Annotated in this window: 14 protein-coding genes and 1 riboswitch; of the genes, 3 read left to right on the top strand and 11 right to left on the bottom strand. The window is 65.3% G+C overall.

Annotated elements, in window-relative coordinates; all coding sequences use genetic code 11:
• The first annotated feature begins 290 nt into the window (after positions 1–290).
• The gene (locus tag OU995_RS12805; RefSeq protein ID WP_267835935.1) at positions 291–2,066 is read left to right on the top strand and encodes a carbohydrate-binding protein; all 1,776 of its coding nucleotides are present in this window, start codon (positions 291–293) and stop codon (positions 2,064–2,066) included.
• Between the two features lie 81 nt (positions 2,067–2,147).
• Here the strand turns inward: OU995_RS12805 and OU995_RS12810 are convergent, their stop codons facing one another.
• The 4 genes from OU995_RS12810 to OU995_RS12825 form a co-directional block, all read right to left on the bottom strand.
• On the bottom strand, positions 2,148–2,519 hold the full coding sequence (locus OU995_RS12810) for a zinc-ribbon domain containing protein (RefSeq protein WP_267835936.1): 372 nt from the start codon (positions 2,517–2,519) through the stop codon (positions 2,148–2,150).
• A 92-nt stretch (positions 2,520–2,611) separates the two neighbouring features.
• Positions 2,612–3,550 (bottom strand): hydroxyacid dehydrogenase, encoded by a 939-nt coding sequence (locus OU995_RS12815; protein WP_267835937.1) that lies wholly within the window; start codon positions 3,548–3,550, stop codon positions 2,612–2,614.
• Positions 3,547–4,245 (bottom strand): RraA family protein, encoded by a 699-nt coding sequence (locus OU995_RS12820; RefSeq protein ID WP_267835938.1) that lies wholly within the window; start codon positions 4,243–4,245, stop codon positions 3,547–3,549. The genes OU995_RS12815 and OU995_RS12820 overlap by 4 nt, the downstream gene beginning before the upstream one ends.
• Before the next feature lie 67 nt (positions 4,246–4,312).
• Positions 4,313–5,266, bottom strand: a complete 954-nt coding sequence (locus OU995_RS12825) for a Bug family tripartite tricarboxylate transporter substrate binding protein (RefSeq protein ID WP_267836252.1) — start codon at positions 5,264–5,266, stop codon at positions 4,313–4,315.
• Between the two features lie 184 nt (positions 5,267–5,450).
• Between OU995_RS12825 and OU995_RS12830 the strand changes: the two genes are divergently transcribed.
• Positions 5,451–6,329 (top strand): LysR family transcriptional regulator, encoded by an 879-nt coding sequence (locus OU995_RS12830; RefSeq protein ID WP_267835939.1) that lies wholly within the window; start codon positions 5,451–5,453, stop codon positions 6,327–6,329.
• Positions 6,330–6,553: 224 nt separating this feature from the next.
• Complete coding sequence (locus OU995_RS12835; protein WP_267835940.1) at positions 6,554–9,262, top strand: zinc-dependent metalloprotease; 2,709 nt, start codon at positions 6,554–6,556, stop codon at positions 9,260–9,262.
• Here OU995_RS12835 and OU995_RS12840 read toward each other — a convergent pair.
• Genes OU995_RS12840 through OU995_RS12870 form a run of 7 tightly spaced genes read right to left on the bottom strand, consistent with a single transcriptional unit; the run spans position 9,226 to position 15,672 of the window.
• The gene (locus tag OU995_RS12840) at positions 9,226–11,322 is read right to left on the bottom strand and encodes a flagellar biosynthesis protein FlhA (RefSeq protein WP_267835942.1); all 2,097 of its coding nucleotides are present in this window, start codon (positions 11,320–11,322) and stop codon (positions 9,226–9,228) included. The genes OU995_RS12835 and OU995_RS12840 overlap by 37 nt on opposite strands.
• Positions 11,319–12,503, bottom strand: coding sequence for a flagellar type III secretion system protein FlhB (gene flhB / locus OU995_RS12845; RefSeq protein ID WP_267835943.1), 1,185 nt, complete (start codon positions 12,501–12,503; stop codon positions 11,319–11,321). Before flhB ends, OU995_RS12840 begins: the two co-directional genes overlap by 4 nt.
• On the bottom strand, positions 12,496–13,287 hold the full coding sequence (locus OU995_RS12850) for a flagellar biosynthetic protein FliR (protein ID WP_267835944.1): 792 nt from the start codon (positions 13,285–13,287) through the stop codon (positions 12,496–12,498). Before OU995_RS12850 ends, flhB begins: the two co-directional genes overlap by 8 nt.
• 10 nt (positions 13,288–13,297) lie before the next feature.
• Entirely contained in the window at positions 13,298–13,567 is a 270-nt protein-coding gene (gene fliQ, locus OU995_RS12855) for a flagellar biosynthesis protein FliQ (protein ID WP_267835945.1), read from the bottom strand.
• Between the two features lie 18 nt (positions 13,568–13,585).
• Positions 13,586–14,410, bottom strand: coding sequence for a flagellar type III secretion system pore protein FliP (gene fliP / locus OU995_RS12860; protein ID WP_267835946.1), 825 nt, complete (start codon positions 14,408–14,410; stop codon positions 13,586–13,588).
• 2 nt (positions 14,411–14,412) lie between these two features.
• Complete coding sequence (locus OU995_RS12865) at positions 14,413–14,754, bottom strand: FliM/FliN family flagellar motor switch protein (RefSeq protein WP_420714857.1); 342 nt, start codon at positions 14,752–14,754, stop codon at positions 14,413–14,415.
• Between the two features lie 3 nt (positions 14,755–14,757).
• Positions 14,758–15,672 carry a FliM/FliN family flagellar motor C-terminal domain-containing protein gene (locus OU995_RS12870; protein ID WP_267835947.1) on the bottom strand — a complete coding sequence of 305 codons (915 nt, stop codon included), beginning with the start codon at positions 15,670–15,672 and terminating at the stop codon, positions 14,758–14,760.
• A 385-nt stretch (positions 15,673–16,057) separates the two neighbouring features.
• Positions 16,058–16,165: riboswitch (cyclic di-GMP riboswitch) on the top strand.
• Positions 16,166–16,519 lie beyond the last annotated feature (354 nt).

Consider the following 16,519-nt stretch of genomic DNA (forward strand, 5'->3'; position numbering starts at 1 on the left):
GGACACCTCGATTCAATGACGCGCCAAATGCCAGGCTCAAGCTCCGCTGGATTCAATGCAATGAATCTGCCAGTAGATTGTGTCCAGTTGCGTCATTGGTCATTGAAAAAGGTCCATTCCTCCCAGCAGAGGGCAGGCTATCGCTCATTGAAGATCGCCGTAAGTTGCCAACTGTTGCGGCTTGACAGGGGCGCGTTGAATGCACAACGTGGACACTCCGTTCAGCGTTCACGTAGCCCTGGGAGGGGTGATCGTCCGCTTCTTACTCATTGGTAATGAAAGGCTTCACCATGAAGATGACTTCTCTTTGCCAGGCACTCCTGGCCGCATTGCTCATTGGTCAAACCGGCCTGGCCATGGCCGACGTGGCACCGCTTTCCGTCAGTGGCAACAAAGTGCTGGCCGGTGGCCAGCCCGCCAGCTTCGCGGGCAACAGCCTGTTCTGGAGCAACACCGGCTGGGGCGGTGAGAAGTACTACACCGCCAATGCAGTGAGCTGGCTGAAGAATGACTGGAAGTCGCGCGTCATTCGTGTGGCCATGGGCGTTGATGAAGGCGGTGGTTATCTGCAGGACCCCACCGGCAACAAGGCGCGGGTCAAGGCCGTGGTGGATGCCGCCATTGCCAATGACATGTATGTGATCATCGATTGGCACAGCCATCATGCCGAGGACTACCGCTCGCAGGCGGTGAGCTTCTTCGAAGAAATGGCGCGGACCTATGGCAAGAACAATCACGTCATTTATGAGGTCTACAACGAACCGCTCAACATCTCTTGGAGCGGCACCCTCAAGCCTTATGCCCAGGCGGTGATCAACGCCATTCGCGCCATTGACCCGGACAACCTGATCATTGTGGGCACACCGAACTGGTCGCAGGATGTGGATGTGGCCTCGCGTGACCCGATCAGTGGCGCCAACATTGCCTACACCCTTCACTTCTATGCCGGCAGCCACGGGCAGTGGCTGCGAGACAAGGCCCAGACCGCGTTGAACAACGGTGTAGCCCTGTTCGTGACCGAATGGGGTTCGGTGGGCGCCAGTGGCGACGGGGCCGTGGCCACCAGCGAAACCTGGGCCTGGGTGGATTTCATGAAGGCCAAGGGCATCAGCAATGCCAACTGGGCCTTGAATGACAAGGCCGAGGGTGCTTCGGCCCTGGTGTCGGGGGCCAGCGGGCAGGGGGGATGGTCCGCCAGTCAACTCACCCCTTCCGGCACGCTGGTCAAGCAGATCATCAGCGGCTGGCCCGCTGCACCGACCCCCACGCCGGGCTGCACCCGGGTGGCCATTCCCGCGCAGATCCAGGCCGAGACCTATTGCAACATGTCCGGCGTGCAGGTGGAGGCCACGACGGATACGAATGGCGGCAGCAATGTCGGCTACATCGAGACCGGCGACTGGATGACCTATGACGTCAATGTGCCGGCAGCCGGCAGCTATGTCGTGAAGTACCGTGTGGCCAGTGCATCCGGCGGCGGCATCATTCAATTGGAGCAGGGCGGCGGCGGTAGTGTCTATGGCACCGTCAACGTGCCTTCCACAGGCGGCTGGCAGACCTGGACCACGGTCACACAGACCGTGTCACTGCCGGCAGGCCAGCAGACGCTGGGCCTGCTGGCCAAGTCGGGCGGGTTCAACATCAACTGGCTGGACATCAGCCGTCCGGGTGACCCGGTGGATGGCGGCACTCTCATCCAGGCAGAGAACTTCGACGCCATGAGCGGTGTGCAGACGGAAGCAACCACCGACTCCGGCGGCGGGTTGAATGTGGCGTATCTGGATGCCGGCGACTGGCTGTCTTACCCCACCGTCAACATTGCGACTGCGGGTACCTACACCATTGAATATCGGGTGGCCAGCCTGAATGGCGGCGGCACGCTTCAACTGGAGGAGGCGGGCGGCAGCGTGGTGTATGGGGCGGTGAACATTCCGGCCACCGGGGGCTGGCAGAACTGGGTGACGGTCAAGCACACGGTGACACTGGCGGCCGGTCAACGCAAGTTCGGCATTGCCGTTCGCAATGGCGGCTACAACCTGAACTGGTTCCGTGTCACCAAGTCCTGAGGTTGAGGCCGTCTAGCGGTGCTTCTGCGGGCGTCCGTCCATTCGGACGGGCGGCCCGGGGAGCGCCGCACTCCGCTGCGGTCAATGTTGGATGTTCCGCCGCGACGTCATCGACTGATGGCAGGGGTCGCAGAGTTTGCGGGTCTGGAACAGATACCGCTTTTCCACTTCATACGCGTGCTTCTGCTGCAGGGCCGTGAATACGGCTGGCTTGCGGCAATGGCTGCACCAGTAGAACTCGTCGAAGTAGTGCGTCGCCGTGCCCGGTTCGTAGGAGCGCGACCGCTTGCTGGCCTCGGACCATAAGGACGTGTCCGCCAGTACCGGTGCGTCCTTCGCACTGTGGCGCCACTGGGCGGCACAGCGCAGGCACAAGCCGCCGGTCCAACTGCCAATGAACCGGCCCAGCAGTGAGTCGGTAGGGAGACGGCAGTTGCGGCAGGAGCGAGGCATGTCGGCGGGTGCATCATGGATCGTTGGTCAGCAACCATCAGCCGGTGGTGATGGTGGATGGATGCTGGATCCTATGACACTTGCCGATCGTCTCAGAAGGCCCGCCGCATTGGAGCCTCGGCCAGCACCTTCAACACATTCTCGGCGGCGCCCACGCCCATCTTCACGTAGGCGTCGGCGGTCACGCCGCCAATGTGGGGGCTCAGCAGGATGCGCGGTTCCGACAAAAAGATGTGGTCCGCCGGCATCGGTTCCACGCTGAAGCTGTCCAGCCCCGCCGCGAACACCTTGCCGCTCTGCACCGCAGCCCACAGCGCCGGCTCGTCGACCAGCCCTCCACGCGCCGTGTTGATCAGGATCACGCCCTGTCGGCACCGGGCCAGCGATTCGGCATTCACCATCCTGGCGTTGTCCGGGGTGAGCGGGCAGTGCAAGGAGATGACATCGGACTCCCGCCAAATGTCCTCCATCTCGACCCGCGTGATGAACGCGGGCCACTCCTTCGCAAACGGGTCGAAGCCGATCACGCGCATGCCCATCGCCTGCGCCATGCGGGCAAACCGTTGCCCGATGGCGCCCAGACCCACCAACCCCACGGTGCGGCCTTCCAGTTCCAGGCTCTTGTGCGTGGCCTTGTCCCAATGGCCCTGGCGCATGCGCCCGTCCAGCGTTGCCACCGACTTGGCACAGGCCAGCATCAGCGCCAGCGCGTGTTCGGCCACGGCCGCTGCATTCGCGCCTGCGGCGGCCAACACCTGAATGCCACGGGCTGCTGCCGCCGTCTTGTCGATGGTGTCGGTGCCGCTGCCGTGTTTGGCGATGACTTTCAAGGAGGGGGCTGCTGCCATGGCAGCATCGCCCACCTTGCTGTAGCGCACGATGATGCCAACCGGGTCCTGCGCGCGGCACAGGGCCACGATGTCCTCTTCGGTCGGCGTCCTGCCGGCGAAGACCAGCGAATAGTCACTCAGCAGCGCGCGGGCCTGGGGGGCCAGGTCGGCACCGGTCACCAGAATCACTGGCGCACTCACAGCGTTTCTCCTTCCCGGATCACGCCGGCCGCACGCAGCGCAGCCTCCAGCCAGGCCGGACGCAGGGCTTCACGATTGCGGATGCCGGCGATGCGGGCGGTCTCCGCCTTCACCTTCTCATGGGCCAGCGGAATGAGGGACTCGGCCTTGTGGCGTTCAATCACCGTCACGCCGTCGGCGTCTCCCACCACCAGGTCCCCGGGGTTCACGGTCACGCCGCCGATGGAAATCGGATGGTTGAGACGCCCGGCGATGGACTTGGTCGGGCCGTTCGGGTTGAGGCCGGCCGCAAACATCGGAAACCCCAATTCGCGGATGGCCTCGCTGTCGCGCACGGCACCGTCAATCACGACGGCGGCGATGCCCAGGGCCACGCATTGCTGCGACATGATTTCGCCCATCAGCGCGGACGATAGATCGCCCTTGCCATCCACCACGATCACATCCCCAGGCTGGGCCACCGCCATGGCGGCGTGAATCATCAGGTTGTCCCCGGGCCTTACTTCCACCGTCACTGCAGTGCCGGCAAAGCGCATGCTCGGAGACAGGGGCTGGATCCGGCCGTGCAGGGCGCCGCGACGGCCAGCCACATCCGCCAGGATGGACGACGGGAAGGCAGCGGCCTGACGGACCACGTCCGGGGCGAGGCGTTGGATGTCGCGAATGACATCGGGCAGCGAAGAAGCTTGCGTCATGGGGAAACTCCACCGGTACGGGCCGGTTCTGAAGCGAAGTGGGATCTCTGTCGCGCGGCAGCAGGGCTCAATCAATGCTGACGTGCGCCTCCTTGACGACCGTGCCCCAACGCGTCAGGTCGGCCTGGATCAGGCGGGAAAACTCGGCCGGTGTGCTGGTCACGATGCGGGCACCCTCATCGTTCATCTTCTTCACCAGGGCCGGCTGCTTCAGCGCCTTGTTGAACTCGGCATTCAGCCGAGCGATGACGTCCGGTGGTGTGCCGGCGGGGGCGAGGAAACCAAACCAGGTGGTGCTGGCTGCAGCCTTGTAGCCCGCCTCGCCGAGCGTCGGCACATTGGCGATCTCGGGCAGGCGCTTGTCGGAGGTGACGGCCAACGCCCGCAGCTTGCCTTGGCGGATGTGGCCGAGCAGCGTCGGCAGGCTGCTCAGGTAAAGATCCACATTGCCGCTCACGACATCGGTGAGCGCCATGCCGACGCCCTTGTACGGCACATGGGTGAACTTCACCCCGGCCGTGCGCTGCAGCAGCTCCGAGGCCAGGTGCGACACCGTGCCGTTGCCGCTGGAGGCAAAGTTGATCGCGTCCGGCTTGGCCTTGGCCTGCTGGACCACGTCACTCATGGACCTGAACGGCGAGTTGGCGCTGGTGACGTAGACCAGGGGCGCGTCCGCGACCAGCGTGATCGGCGCCAGATCCTTCAACGGGTTGTAGGGCAGACGCGCATAGAGGGAAGGATTGATGCTGAGGTTGCTGGTCTGCCCCAGCACCAGCGTGTAGCCGTCCGGTGGAGCCTTGGCCACTTCGGCCACACCCAGATTGCCGCCCGCGCCCGGCTTGTTCTCGATCACAAACACCCACTTGGTGTTGTTGGCCACCGCCTGCGTGGTCTCGCGGGCGATGAGGTCGGTGCCACCGCCCGGCGGGAAGGGCACGATGACCCGGATCGGCTTGCTGCCGTAGGTCTGGGCCAGGGCAACCGTGCTCAGGCTCCAGGCCAGTCCGAGGCCCAGGGCCATCAGCGCGGTTCGGGCCAGCGTGGGTGCAGCGCCTGATCGTCGGGGAAGGCGTTCTTGAATGCTCACAGGTGTCTCCAATGGGGCCCCTTCTGGTGGGGTCTTGAGGGCCAGTATCAAAGCAATAAAAGATCCAATCCAATCGATTATTCTTTGGATTCAATCAATAAAGCTTTTGGAATCCGTCATGGACCTGCGAGACCTGCGCTACTTCGAAACCATTGCCGAGCTGCAGCATGTGGGGCAGGCCGCCGAACGTCTGCACCGCACGCAACCGGCCCTGACCGGGGCCATCCGCCGTCTGGAAAAGGAAACGGGCGCACCGCTGTTCGAGCGGGCGGGCCGCGGCATCCGCCTCACGCCGGCTGGCCGGGTGATGCTGCGCTGGGCACAGCGTCTGCGCTTTGATGTCGAGGACGCGCAACGGGAGGTGGGGGATATCGGCCGTGGCCTGTCCGGCGTGGTGCGGTTGGGCATCGTGCCGACTGCCGCCCAGTTTCAGCTGCCGCAGGCCGTCCGCAAGCTGCTGGTGGAAGCGCCGGACGTGCGTCTGAAGACGACGGTGGCCTTGGTGGATGCCCTGATGCCGATGCTGCGCGGCGGCGAGCTCGACCTGGTGGTGGGGACCGAAGGACGGCCCGAGGCGGGCTTCGTGTCCAAGCGCCTGATCGAGGATCAGGTCGTGGTGGCGGCCAGCGCCAGGCATGAGATCTTCAAGCTCACGCCCACGCTGAAGGAACTCGCGCGTTACCGCTGGGTGCTGCAACCCCCCGGTGCGCCGACGCGGGACTGGTTGGACCACACCTTTGAAAGGCGCGGTTTGCCGCCGCCCGACGTGCAGATTGAAAGCAGCACGCTGCACATGCTGCCGGCGCTGATTGCGGAGACGGGGCTGCTGAGTTTTGTCTCGCGGCGCCACCTGGATTTTTCAGCGGGCCGTTATCCGCTGCGCGAGGTGACGTTGAAGGAGGCGACGATGAAGCGCCGCCTCGTCATCACGCACCGCACCAATGCCTACCTGCCGCCAGCGGCATTGCGGCTCATGGCGTTGCTGGGTTCGGAGTGACCCGGCGGGGGGGGGCGTCCGAGGGTGGGCGCGGGCTGCGTGTGATCCGCAGCACGGAGATGCCGCCGGTCAGCCTCAAGGCCACGATGGGCCGCAGGCTGTTTGGATATGGCGCTGGTCGCCCGTCGCGACAGCCAGGCGCCAGAGAATTTCGCCCTTCAGAGCCGCCGCCGCCACGCACACGCTAGCATCGCTCCAACGGAAGGGTTTTCCCAGAGGGATCGATGAAAAGACAGTTCGGACTCACGATGGTCTCGGTGGTGATGCTGGGAGGCTGTGCCGCCCCCGGTACCGCCACGAACAATTCAGCCAGCGCACCCGCGAAGGCGGCTTCTGCGGCCCAGGCGGCGGCGCAGCCGGCCTCCGGCGCACGGCCGGTGGTGCCCTTGGCGCGTGTGCCGCTGGGGGCCACCCCGGTGGCCTCGGCCGCCAGCGCCCCCTCCCTCCCGGACCCGAACGAACCGAAGCCCTACGACAAGGTCATCACTGGCGACGCCAAAACGCAGGACGGCCTGTTCAAGATCCACACCATCAAGTCGCGGCTGTATTTCGAGATCCCGAAGACCCTGCTGGACCAGCCGCTGCTGATGGTGGCCACCGCCACCCAGGTGCCCGCCGGCGTGGAGCACGTGGGGCGGGCGCTGAATGAAGATGTGGTGCGCTTTGTCCAGAAGAACAACCGGCTCTATCTGCAGCAGATCTCCCACGCGTTTGTGGCGGACCCGTCCAAGCCGAATGCGGAGGCGGTTCAGCGGTCCCAGCGGGACCCCATCCTTGCCAGCTTCCCCATCGAAGCCCTCAGCAAGGACGGCGCGCCGGTGATTGAAGTCAGCCGCCTGTTCCTGAGCGAGGTGGGCGACTTCAGCGCCCGTGCCATGCTGCGCGGCAGCGGGCCGGACCCCAGCCGCAGTTATGTGGAGCAGACCAAGGCCTTCCCGGGCAGCGTGCGGGTGGATGCGGTGCAAACCTATCAGATCGGCGCCCAGCCCACCCTCATCACCGGCATGCCGGTGATGCCGCCGGCCACGCCATCGCGGGCGGGCAGCGTCAATGTGGCCTACAACATCGTCCAGTTGCCGCAGACACCGATGCGCCCGCGATTCATGGACGACCGGGTCGGCTTCTTCAGTGTGTCCGTCGTGGATTTCGGGGGGAGTGGTCAGGACCTGAAGCGCGACCGGATGATCACCCGCTGGCGGCTGGAGAAGAAGGAACCGGACGCCCCCCTGAGCGAACCGGTCAAACCCATCGTCTGGTACATCGACAGCGCCACGCCCGAGGCCCTGGTGCCCTATGTGAAAAAAGGCGTCGAAGCCTGGAACAAGGCCTTTGAAGCGGCGGGTTTCAAGAATGCGGTGCAGGCCCGGCCGTTCCCGACGAAGGAGCAAGACCCGGAGTTCGATCCCGAGGATGTGCGCTACAGCATCATCCGCTGGGTGCCGTCGCCGGTGCCCAATGCCTACGGCCCGCACCTGAGCGACCCGCGCAGCGGTGAGATCCTCAATGCCAACGTCGTGATGTTCCACAACATCCTGCAACTGCTGCGCGACTGGTATGTCACCCAGGCGGGCGCGGCGGACCCACGTGCGCGGCAACTGCCGCTGCCCGACGACCTGTTGGGCGAACTGGCCACCTTCGTGGTGGCCCATGAAGTCGGCCATGCGCTGGGCTTTCCGCACAACATGAAGGCCAGCTCGCTGTATCCGGTGGAAAAACTGCGGGATCCGGAATGGCTGCGCACCATGGGCCATGTGCCGTCGCTGATGGACTACAGCCGCTTCAACTATCTGGTCCAGCCAGAGGACAAGGTGGATCCGGCCCTGCTGATTCCGGGCATCGGCCCCTACGACGTGTTTGCCACCCGCTGGGGCTACACGCCGATCCCATCGGCCAAGACGCCGGAGGAGGAACTGCCCACGCTGAATGCCTGGGCGCGGGAACAGGACCACAAGCCCTGGCTGCGCTTCTCTTCGCCCAAGGCCGATGGGGGTGATTCGGGCGAGAACGTGGAAGCGGTGGGCGATGCCGACCCGGTCACGGCCACCAGCCTGGGCATCCGCAATCTCAAGCGGATCGTCCGGCAGTTGCCGACGACGGCCCCCCGTGATGGCCAGGATGACCGCACCCTGGAGCAGCTCTATCGCGCCACCGCCGGGCAGTGGGCGCGTGAGCTGAGCCATGTGATCGGTGTGGTGGGAAGTTATCGCATCCAGAACAAGCACAACGATCAGCCGGGCCCGATCTCCGAGGCCACGCCACGCGCCCAGCAGGCGCGCGCGGTGAAGTTGCTCAACGAGCAGCTGTTTGCCACGCCGCAATGGCTGCTGGAGCCCACGGTCACCGAACGCCTGCGCGCCTGGGAACCCAATCTGATGGTGCAGGTCTACCAGCGCTCACTGTTGCGTTATTTGCTGGATCTTGGTCGAACCCGTCGCCTGCAGGACCAGTCCGCCTTGTTGGGCGACAAGGCCTATGGCGTCGACCAGTTGCTGCTGGATCTGCGTCAGGGCATCTTCACCGAGCTGCCCACCGGCGCACGGGTCACCCCGCTGCGGCGCAATCTGCAACGCGGGTATCTGGAGCTGCTGGCCGAGCGCATCAATGCCCCGGGTGTGGCGGTGGATGACAGCAAGCCGCTGATGCGCGAGGAGATGAAAACCCTCCGTCAGCAGATGCTGGCCGCTGCGGCCAAGGCACCGGATGCGATGCAGCGGGCCCACTGGGCCGGTCTGGCGGACTACAGCACGCGCGTGCTGGACCCGCGCACATCGGGCTCCGGCCTGATGCCGATGATGGGCTTCTCCTGGAATGCGCCCCAGGCGCAGGACCTCTGCTGGGATGACGAGCAGGCCTTGTTTGATCGCCTGCTGCAGCAGGAATTCGGCAAGGCTCAGCTTCAGCCCAGCGTGCCGACCACCGCGATCTCCTTCTGATCCGGCACCTCGTTGTAAGACAGTACGGCCAGCCCGGGGGCAAACAAGCGCGCATACCGCGCCAGCAGGGGCCGCACCTGCGGCATCACCAGCAGGGCGGGCGCGCTGCCTTGGGCCTTCATCTGGTCCCGGGCGCCGGGCATGTGCTGCTGCAGCTGTGACAGCAATTGCGGGTCCACCGGGAAGCTGTCCAGCTGCACCTTGGCGCCGCCCGCGCGGGCCTGGTTGAGCGCATTCAGCAGATGGTTCTCCAGCTCGCTGCCCAGGTTGAACACCTTGAGCGAGCCCAGGGCCTGCTGAGGCCCCTGCAAATGGGCCACGATCTGACGCTTGAGCGCGCAGCGGATTTCTGCGGCGAGCAGGATCGGGTCCTTGGTCGCTTCAGCGTTTTCCACCAGCGTGGAGGCGATGGTCTGGATGTCTTTCACCGACACCCCCTCGGTCAGCAGCAACCGGATCACCTTCAGCAACTGGGCATGGGTGTAGGCCTTGTCCAGCGCCGCCCCCAGCTTGGGCGCGATGGCGTTGAGCCGCTCCACCAGGGCCGCCATGTCATCAAAACGGAGCAGCTCTGGCAACTGCTCGCGAACCACCTTGGACACATGCGTGGCCACCACGCTGGGCACATCCACCACCTGGTAGCCCAAGCCCAGGGCATGGGCCTTGTCCTCCGGCGTGATCCAGGTCACCGGCATGCCGTAGGCGGGGTCAAAGCCGGGGATGCCGTCCACATCGCCATAGATCTGGCCGGAGGCAATCGCCATCAGCCGGTCCGGATACAGCTCCGCCTGGGCCACCACCGCACCGCTCAGCGAGATGGCGTATTGATTGGGCTTGAGCGACAGGTCGTCGCGCACCTGCAGCGTGGGCAGCAGCACGCCCAGCGTCTCGCTCAGGCTTTGCCGCATGCCCCGCACCCGGGTCTGCAGCGGCGCGCCCTGGGCCGGGTCAATCAGGCTGACCAGCTTGAAGCCCAGGCTCACCGACACGGCCTCCACCACGGGGAGCGCACGCCAGTCCATGTCTGGCGGCGCTGCGGTCACCAGGGCCGCGGCCACCGGAGCGGCGGGCTGCACCTTGTCGCGCGGCGCCCGGCTCATGCGCCAGGCGGCATACCCCAGTGCAATCGCAAAGGCGCTGAAGGCCATCCACGGCATGCCGGGAATCAGCGCCAGCACCATCATCACGCCGGCCGCGCTGTAGAGCACCTGCGGCGACGCCAGCATTTGCTCGCTGACCTGGGTTTCCAACTGGCCCGAGTCGCTCACCCGCGTGACGATGATCGCGGCGGCGGCCGACAGCAGCAGCGCTGGGATCTGCGCCACCAGCCCGTCACCAATGGTCAGCAGCCCATACTGGCGAATGGCTTCGCCCAGGCTCAGCCCATGCATGATGGCGCCAATGGCCACGCCACCAATCAGGTTGATCAGCAGGATCAGGATGGACGCGATGGCATCGCCGCGCACGAACTTGCTGGCACCGTCCATGGCGCCGTAGAAGTCCGCCTCGGTCCCCACTTCCTTGCGCCGCTTCTGGGCCTGCTCCTGATTGATCAGGCCCGCATTCAAATCGGCATCGATGGCCATCTGCTTGCCGGGCAGGGCATCCAGGGTGAAGCGGGCCGACACCTCGGAAATGCGCTCCGCGCCCTTGGTGACCACGATGAAGTTCACCACCATCAGGATGACGAACACCACCAGGCCGACGATGAAGTTGCCGCCGATCACCACATTGCCGAAGGACTCGATCACCTTGCCGGCGGCATGGGTCCCTTCATGGCCGTGCAGCAGCACCACCCGGGTGGAGGCCACGTTGAGCGACAGCCGCATCAGCGTGGTGGCCAGGATCACGCTGGGGAAGATGGAGAAGTCCAGCGGGCGCTTGCTGTTCACGCTCACCAAAATCACCACCAGCGCCAGCACAATGTTGAAGGTGAACAGGACGTCCAGCAACACCGGCGGCATCGGCAGGATGACCATGGCCAGGATGGCCAGCAGGAACAGCGGCGCCGCGACCCGCAGGTCGCGCAGCCGCTGGCTGAAGGTGGGGGAGGGAGTCATCGGCGGTCCTCGGATGGGCGCGGATCTGAAGAAGGAGAGGGCGGCGGGTCCGCCAGATGCGCGGGCACCGGCAGGTCGTTCGCCAACTGAGGTTCGGTCTTGCGCTGCCCGGCGCGGAAGGCCTTGAGCTGCATCACATAGCTGAGCACCTGGGCCACCGCCTGATAAAGCGCGGCGGGAATCTGCTGCTGGACCTGGGAGGTGTTGTAGAGCGCGCGGGCCAGCGGCGGCAGTTCCAGCTGCTGGACCTGGAACTCTCGCGCCAACTGGCGGATGTAGAGCGCCATCTCGTCCACCCCCTTGGCCACCACATACGGGGCTTCAGCCCGGCTGCTGTCGTAGCGCAATGCCACGGCATAGTGCTGCGGATTGACGATCACCACATCGGCTTCCGGCACCGCCTTGCGGATGCTGCGGCGTGCCAGTTGCTGCTGCAGTTGCCGGATGCGCTGGCGCACTTCCGGCCGGCCTTCGTTCTGCTTGTATTCGTCCTTGACTTCCTGCTTGCTCATCCGCTGGCCGCGCAGAAAGAAGAGCCGCTGCAGCGGCACATCGACCGCCGCATACAGCACCAGCACCATGGCCAGCGTGATCAGCGCATCCATGACGAGGCTCGCGGACTGCAGCAGCGCTTCCTGCAGCGGCAGGCCCTGCAGACGCACATAGTCCGGTGCCATGCGGCTCACCACCCACAGCAACACGCCCAGCACCCCGAGGGTCTTGAGCAGCGTCGCGCCGAAGTCGCTGTAATGCTTGGGGCTGAACAGCCGCCCGAGGTTGGACAGGGGACTCAGCCGCGACCATTGCGGCGCCCACAACTGCGTGGCGAAGGCCAGCCCGCCGCTCAGTTGTGCCGCGAGGATCACCGCCACCGGCAGCGCCAGCAGCGGCAGCACCATCGAGCCCATCAGCCAGAGCGCTTCATGGGCCGTGTCGCCCCAGCGGGCGTCCAGACCGGCAAGGCCGGCATCCCCGTCCAGCGGTGCCAGCACCAGGCGGAACAACCGGCCGATATCTTCGAGGTAGTGCGGCGCGAGGGCCACCAGCAGCTTCAGCCCCAGCAGCAGGCCCACGGCCGCGCCCACATCCTTGCTGCGGGCCACCTGACCCTGCTCCCGGGCTTTGCGCAGCTTCTGCTCCGACGGCTTTTCGGTCTTGTCGCCGCTGCTGCTGTCAGCCATGGGCGCCTCCCGGGGCCCGCATGCCCTGTTCGATCAGTTGCAGCAGGTGCTGGGTCATGCGCAGATAGTGGGCGGGCACGGTCGACAGCATCTGGGTGAGCATGAACAGGCCGAACAGCGTCACCAGCGAATAGCCCAGCGAGAACAGATTGAGGGCCGGTGCCACCCGGTTCAGAAAGCCCATGCCCACCTGCACCACCAGGGTGGCGGCCACCACCGGCAGCGCCAGCAGCAAGGCCGCAGAGAACACCCAGGCGAGGTTGTAGACCAGGTTCTGCAAGGTGATCAGCGACAGGCCCGCGCCCACCGGCCAGGCGCGGAAGCTTTCGCCCAGCACGGCGGTGAAGAGCAGATGGCCGTCCATGCTGAAGAAGGCCAGCACGCACAGCACGTTCAAGAGCGCGCCCACCACATCGGAGGAGCTGCCATTGATCGGATCATTCAGCACGGCCATGGCCAGACCCAATTGCGACGACAGCAGAAAGCCCAGCACGCCGATGACGGCCATCGCCAGGTGAAACGTGAGACCCAAGACCAGCCCCAGCAGCGCCTGTTCGGCGGCCACCACCACCCCCTGGAGCGAAAAGACGGGCACGGTGAGCGAGGTCGATTGGGACACCGGCATCAGCACCACGGCCAGCACCAGTGCCAGCAGCGCCCGCACGGCGACCGGCATGCCGGCATCGCCGATGGTGGGCGCGGCACTCAGCAGCGCCATGGCGCGGCAGAACGGCCACCACAGGGCGGAGAGCCACACGATCAGCTGCCCGAAGTCGATGTCCACGGCGCTTGCCTCAGGTCACCCACTGGGCGGCGCGCTCAAAGACGGACACGCAGAAGTCCATCAGCAGCCCCACCATCCACCGCCCGGCCACCCCCACTACCAGCAGCGTCACCAGCAGGCGCGGCAAAAAGGCCAGGGTCTGTTCATTGATCTGGGTGGCGGCCTGGAACAGGGCCACCATCAGCCCCACCAGCAGGCCGGGCACGATCAGCACCAGCACCAGGACCAGGGTGAGGTTGAGGCTTTCGCCAATGAGGTCGATCGCAATTTCGGGCGTCATGGTGTACTCCGCCCGGGCTCAGCCGCCCACGCCTCGCACGCTGGAGACCAGCGTATTGACCGTCAGTGTCCAACCGTCCACCAGCACAAACAGCAGCAGCTTCAACGGCAGCGAGATCACCAGCGGCGACAGCATCATCATGCCCATGGCCATCAACACCGACGACACCACCAGGTCGATGACGAGAAAGGGGATGAACAGCATGCAGCCGATCTGGAAGGCCGTCTTCAGCTCGGACAAGGTGAAGGCCGCCAGCTTGACCGGAAAGCTGTGGTCCTCCGGCTTGGTCACGGCGGACTCGCCGGACAGCTGGGCGATCTGGGCAAGCGCGCTTTTGCTGGTCTGCGCCAGCATGAAGCGCGAGATCGGCGCCTCGGCCACGCGCAGTGCCTGGCTCAGGGTGATCTTCTCGTCGTCATAAGGTTTGAGGGCTTCGTCGTAGACCTGCACCCCGATCGGTCGCATCACCAGGATGGTGAGGATCAAGGCCACGCCGGTCACCAGCCGGTTGGGCAGGCCCTGCTGCAGGCCCAGCGCCTGGCGCAGCAGCGACAGCACGATGACGAAGCGGGTGAAGCAGGTCATCATCAGTACCAGCACGGGCAGCAGCCCGAGCAGGGTCATGATCACCAGCACCTGGGTCTTCAGCGTGAATTCCCCGCCGCCGCCCGCCGTGTTGCCGCCCGCAATCTTGATGGTGGTGGCCACCGCCGGGTGGCAGGCCAGGGCCAGGCCACCCGCCGCCAGCAGGGCGGGCCACCGGCGCAGACAGCTCAGGCGCCGCTGAGGTCGCTGCGATCCGTGATCAGCGCGCTGGCGTGGCAGCTCGGCGGTGGCGTGCATGCTCACCCCAGCGAGGACAGGTCCAGCCCGTCGATGTCCAGCACACGCAGCGCATGGCTGTCACCGCTGACCACCACCTCGGCATGGCCGATGGCGGTGCCATTGACCTTGATCACCAGCGGTGCACCCGCCAGGGTGTCCAGTTCCAACACGCTGTCGGCCCGCAACTGGGCAAGGTCATGCAGGGACAGGCGTGCTTCGCCCACCTCCAGCGTCAGCGTGACCGGGATCTTGCGCATCAGTGCCGGCAGGTCGCGGGCCGGCGGGCGGGCATCCACCACCGGGATGTCTTCAGCCGTCGGCTCATTCAGCAGACCGGCGATCAGGTCGGTATCACTCATCATCAATCACTCCAGGTCTTCAAAAGAGGTCAGGCACAACTTGCCGTGGTGTTCGGCCACGGCGGCACGCATGAGGGCAGAGCCTTCCACCAGCACGGTGGCATCGGCCAGATGAATCGGAATCAGGGACCCGGGGGCCAGGTCCAGCACGCTGCCCAGTTCCATCTCCTGCTCCAGCAGGCGGGCCTGCAGCTTCAGCGTCAGCCGCCGCGCCAGCGGTTGGACCGCCACCGCCGCACGTGAAGGACCGCGATGCAGGCTGGCCAGCTGGCGCAGCAGCGGTGACAGATAGGCGCCGTCCAACACCACCCGCAGCGACATGTCGCGTTCAGGCTGGGCGTCGGCATCCCGCACCACCAGGGTGATCTCCCAGGCATCGGTACTGTTGGTCGGCAGGCTGCCGACCTGCAGCGTGGGCAACTCGCTCGCCGCCGTGCCGTCGTCGCTGTCCGGCCCCTGCTGCGCGAGTTGTGCCAGACCCTGCAGCGTGAGCTGGCATCCCTGACGGGCCAGCGCCTGCAGCAGCCGCTCCTCGGTGGCGGTGATGGGCGTGGCGCTGAGGTCGCCGGGAGCTGGGTCGGCTGTGCCGGCGGCCAGGCCAAGGCGGCGGGCCATCAGTCCGTTCACCAGCATCCGGTCGATGCGGCAGGCCACCAGGCCGCTGGGGCCCATGGCGTGCAGCCAGCGGCCCGCGTCCGGGTCCAGCAGCGCTTCCGCTTCCCGTGCGGCGCGGTCCAGCGGTTGCAGCGTCACCTCGCGCAAGTCGTAGTGGGCGTGATAGCGCCGGTTCCAGGGCAGACAGAGCTGGCGGTGCAGCGTTTCGCGCAGGCGAACCGCCACGCGAGGCAGCAGATGCACCGGACGGCCGAGGCTGCGCGTATCAAGCGCAGCAGGCCGGGGGGAGAGGGCAGGGCTGGTCATGAGCGATCCGTGGTGAATCCAAATAGGCCAAAAGCCATAACCTCTTCATTCTAGGAATCGGCGCTCACATTTTTTAGATTCAAAGGATATTCACAAATCCCTGCGTCGGTAAAAAATCACATGCGAATTGCAAATGGGCCCCGATGGAGCAAATAACAAGATGCCGGTCGACTTAAGTTGTCCGGCCTTTGGGTCGCCTTATACACCGGAGGGTCTTCATGTCAGTGATTTCATATTTATCAATCCGATTGCCGATTCGTGCGTTTTGCGTCCACAATATGTCATTTGGTGGTTGTCGGATGTGAAGTTCTTCACGTTGCCAAATATTGCTTTGCGGCGCCGCACAAGAAGTCCTTGTTGCGTACGGATGCAGCCACTACAGTCCGTCACATCAGGGCACACCCGAGCGAAAGCCGGGGTCGCAAAGCCTCCGGTCTACCACCGGGCACGCTCCCTCACGGGGGTGCCGGGTCACGATAGCGGGGTTGCCAGACCTGAGTCTGCGAAGCACGTGCTGCGTGCTTCCAAGGCACATGCCTGCCAGGCCCCACCCGGGCCTGTTGTGACCTGCTTGGCGTTCGCCAGGGTGAGCCCGTCTTGACACTTGAAGTGACACAGGACGGTCAAGCCATGCAGCAGACGATTTCTTCCTCCCCTGTCTTGTCAGCGCCGCAGCGGTCGCCGTCGTCTCGACGCGCCTTTCGCTCGAGCCTGCGGATCCATCGCCGGCAGTGCCAGGCGATGGCCCCACGGACGGCGGCGGGGATGAAGGGGCGCTTGCTGCGAAAGTGCCGTCCTCGTGAAACCCCCATCGCCCGTCATCGGCATATTGTTTGCAAATGTGTCA

The sequence above is a fragment of the Roseateles sp. SL47 genome (assembly GCF_026625885.1).
Taxonomy (GTDB): domain Bacteria; phylum Pseudomonadota; class Gammaproteobacteria; order Burkholderiales; family Burkholderiaceae_C; genus Roseateles.